The organism is Staphylococcus sp. GDY8P47P, assembly GCF_016892225.1.
Taxonomy (GTDB): domain Bacteria; phylum Bacillota; class Bacilli; order Staphylococcales; family Staphylococcaceae; genus Staphylococcus; species Staphylococcus borealis.
In genome coordinates, this window is record NZ_JAFENV010000033.1 from 1 (window position 1) to 3,749 (window position 3,749).

The window sequence follows — 3,749 nt, forward strand, 5'->3', positions numbered from 1 at the left end:
ATCAGTGATATTGATATAACCTCCCAAATCCAAGTATGTCACTTTACCATCTTTAGTAGTGGGTTGGACTTCTTTTGTCCACCGTCCTGGTTTCGTCAATGCATACTGATTACGTTTAAATATTACTTTATTAGTCATATTGATAACCTCCAAATTTCAATAATTATTTCTTTTTATAAATTAAGGGTGAAATCTCACATATTATCTCCACAATATGTGGGTTCTTCTTTGCCCATGCAGCGTACTTTTGTCCAGCCTGTTGCTGTTCAGTAGTAGTACATGGTATACCAAGATAGCGATTCAACTCGTTGAAACTATATTGTGTACCAGAAGTTAACTGCTTATAAGTTACAGATAGTGCCGCTTTATAAAGCAAGTTGTAATTGGAACCACCGTTAGCCATGATTAAACTCACCTCAATTCATTGATATCTTTTATAATTAGTAATTACTAACTATGTTTCATATCTTAAAACTAAATTTTTCCATTATCGCTAACAATCTTCCAGATAGATAGAATACGAAAAAAGCGCAAACACCTTAATGAAAGGATGTTTGCGCCATAGTATAAAATGTAATTAGGAAGATTTTTAAGAAAAAGCCTTATATATCAAGCTTTGATGGATGAAAAAAAGTTTAAGTTTTTTTTATTATTCCAAATTGATATTCGTGCATAAATGAAAGTGTTTCTAAAAATGAAAGTGTGGTTTCACTTTTTAGATGGTTGAGATTAGCATGAAATTGCAATGGATTTTTACTACTAGATAGAGTATTATGCTTCTCAATATCTATAAATTCAAAAGTCATAATACTGTCAAATAAAGATTTATTAAATTCAAATATATTAAAAAAACTATTGAATGTGTGATTTGCATGCATATTATGTTTAACTGTAGAAAGTATATATTGATTTATTGATATGAGATCATTGTATCCTTTGAAATAATAAACGAAAAAATCTTTATAAACTTGATGTAATGGATAATAAGATAAGTCTTTTTCAAAATGATATGTCGCTTCTTCAATAAAAATCTCTTTTTGTTTCTTTGGTGCTGAATTCAATAATCTAGTAATAGTGTCTGCTTTACCTATTACTAAATGTACGGGAATAATGTCGCTTAATAATTTAACAAATTCAGAAAAATCTTTATTTAGTTGTTTCTTTTGATAATTTTTCTTTACTAGCTCTGACAATATACTATCTATTTGCAAGTGTTGTTGATTTTCTGAAGCCAGTTCAATTGTATTATTTTCTAATAATTTTAAATATAGATTATCTGGTAAAAACTTTTTGAGAAGGCTGTAACTTATAATTAACAGCGCATCATTGTATGTATAGAATTTATTAGAGAACGTGTTGTCACTGATTTTGGCGACATGTTGTAACAATTTCTTCACATAATGATTCAAACTATTTTCATTTAATGTAGAAGTGCTTTGATTAGTAGAAGCAAGATAATTTTTATAAGTTATAAAGAAGCTTTTTTGAATGTCAGCTAATTTAAACTGATTATTGTTATAAGACTTAGAAGTAGAGGCAATGTTGCGTTGGTTCGATAATGAATGTGCTAATTTGCTTAAATTTTGACTTTCGTAAGAATAAGAATTAGTAAATTTTTTAGGTTTTTTATATTTTAACTGCTTTAATCTTGCTTCAACAATATTGATAGATTCAGTGCTCATATTTGTTTTTTGATTTAATTGAAATCTATTTGATAGCTTTAGTTTGGTACCATAAAAATGTTGGTTAACTAAAATGTTTTTAATTTCTCTGGATGAAAACTTCATAAGTCCATCTTTATAAAACAAAAATTTCAGATAATTGGAAAAATTGCTGCTGTTTTCAATTTTGAATTTAGAAATTATTTCTTCTTTTATAGTAAAAAATTGATCATTAACTTCAGAATGATCAAAATTATTAGTTAGCCACGAATAGAGTCCTTTAAATAATCTTTCAGATATTATTGAAAAAGTGCCTTGCTCGCCATATAAATCCATTAAATATTTAAAATCATTTCTGATGCTGATTTGATTTTCGTTATAATCTACTTCGTTAGCTAAATCTGGATACATGCTTAAACGTACTTCAAATTCTTCGATATGACTTGTAGCATCATTAAATAGGCTTGCAAAAGCCTTAAGTATTTCACTATTTGTATTTTTAACTTTAAACATGATTAATTACTCCTATCAAATTGTGGTTATATATCTTATTAACCACTTTGTTTACTTTGATATTACCACAAGTTAAAATATAAAAAGAGACTATAAATTATACCATGTGGTAGGTATGACTGTTTAAAGAAAAGAGGGAACGTGATTTGTGTAAATTGGAATATTATCAGAATACAAAAGAAGGTACTCATTTTGATAGAAAAGAAGCAAAGATTGATGATAGAAAGTTATTGTCTCATATTGTTGGTTTTGCAAATGCTGAGGGTGGGACACTAGTTATAGGTATAAGTGATGATGGTCATGTGACTGGTTGTAAAAATAATAACAATAGAGATTTAGAAACTATTAAGCGTCTTATTAATAATGGTTTGGTGCCAAGCATAGAATTTAATATTGAAGAAATAGAAATTCTAAACGATGATTACATATTAGAAATTAACATTGAACCTAAAACCGATTCAGTAGTATATGTACGCGATAGTGAAAATGTATATTTAAGGCAGTCTGATAGTACAGATAAACTTAAGCATAATCAAATAGTGAGTCTTGAGTATGATAAAGGTCAACGATCTTTTGAAGATGAGCTGAACTTAGACTTTGAAGAGGAGGATTTAGACAGAAGTTTATTTGATGATTATAGGACAGCGATGAACACAAATCAGTCTGACTATGAGATTTTGAATGTTAGGACAGCGACAAATAAAAAAGGATACTCAAATGCAGCAATTTTAATGTTTGCTAAAAACCCATGTAAATACATCCCGAATGCTAGAGTTCGTTTCATAAGATATGAGGGAACAATTCAAGAAACGGGATCTCGGCTTAATATAATTAAAGATCAAAGTTTTGACCATCCATTACCAATTTTAATAGAAGAAGTTAGCAAATTAGTAAGCAGTCAATTAAGAGATTTTAATAGTCTAGATAGAAATGGGAAATTTATAACTGTGCCAGAATACCCTGAGTTTGCTTGGCTTGAGGGCTTAGTGAATGCGGTTGTTCATAGAGATTATTCATTAACTGGAGATTGCATTAAAATTTCTATGTATGATGATCGATTAGAAATTTTTAGTCCGGGAAAATTACCGAATATGGTAAATATTAATAATTTGAAATATACGCGCTTTTCTAGAAATCCGAGAATTGCACGATTAATGGCAGATTATGGATATGTAAAAGAACTGAATGAGGGAGTGAAGAGGATTTATGATGAGATGAAAGAATATTTTTTAAACGATCCTGAATACTCAGAACCTGCTAATAAAGCAGTTTTATTAAAATTAGAAAATAATATTATGACTAGAAAAAAAAGAAAAGACGATAAAATTAATGACCATGTTACTGAAGAAGTAATGCAATACCTTTCTAAAGACGAAAGAAAGATAATTCAATATGTTTACCCATCTAATGAAATCAATGTAAAGTTAGCAAATGAAATTCTTGGGAAAAAAGATACATATTCTAGAAAAATTTTAAATGGATTACTAGATAAAAAAATACTTTACTGGCATGGCAGTAGTAAACAAGATCCTACCCAGTATTATTCTTTATACGACGAGGAGTAACGAGGAGTAA

General features: G+C 28.8%; 3 protein-coding genes. 1 reads left to right on the forward strand and 2 read right to left on the reverse strand.

Annotation, left to right across the window (positions count from 1 at the left end):
- Positions 1-163: 163 nt before the first annotated feature.
- Together JVV30_RS11580 and JVV30_RS11585 are read right to left on the reverse strand one after the other, a co-directional pair.
- A complete protein-coding gene (locus JVV30_RS11580; protein ID WP_031920595.1) occupies positions 164-403 on the reverse strand; it encodes a hypothetical protein in 240 nt (79 codons plus the stop codon).
- Between the two features lie 232 nt (positions 404-635).
- A complete protein-coding gene (locus tag JVV30_RS11585; RefSeq protein WP_031920596.1) occupies positions 636-2,174 on the reverse strand; it encodes a hypothetical protein in 1,539 nt (512 codons plus the stop codon).
- Positions 2,175-2,329: 155 nt separating this feature from the next.
- On the opposite strand from JVV30_RS11585, the gene JVV30_RS11590 reads away from it, so the two are divergent.
- Positions 2,330-3,739, forward strand: a complete 1,410-nt coding sequence (locus JVV30_RS11590; protein ID WP_204171397.1) for an RNA-binding domain-containing protein — start codon at positions 2,330-2,332, stop codon at positions 3,737-3,739.
- Positions 3,740-3,749 lie beyond the last annotated feature (10 nt).